The organism is Dellaglioa sp. CoH-56-MRSF-11 (assembly GCF_056782135.1).
Map to the genome: position 1 here is coordinate 1 of NZ_JBXAYE010000087.1, position 298 is coordinate 298.

Genomic DNA, 298 nt, shown 5'->3' on the forward strand with positions numbered 1-298 from the left:
CTTCAGGCCCGCACGCGTCACATCGTACAGCGGGAGTCGATCTGATGCGGCCCATGTTTGCTGTACAAGTCACGAGTCGTGACGATGCCGAGCTGCACAAGACGATCGAGGCGTTGAAGCAAGCTGGTCTCGACTATGAAACGTTCGGTGTGATCCCATTCGAGTACGAGATCACGAATCTTGAAGCGTTCCCCACCGATCGCCCGGTCATACCGCTGTGTGGCACCAAGGTCCTCGACATGTGGCTGAAGAAGCTGGTCCCCGAAAACTGGCATCTCTTCTACAACGAGCATCACAT

General features: G+C 55.7%; 1 protein-coding gene. It reads left to right on the forward strand.

Annotation, left to right across the window (positions count from 1 at the left end; all coding sequences use genetic code 11):
• Positions 1 to 44: 44 nt before the first annotated feature.
• On the forward strand, positions 45 to 298 hold a 254-nt coding region (locus AC1RPT_RS07960), incomplete at its 3' end, for a hypothetical protein (protein ID WP_481763015.1).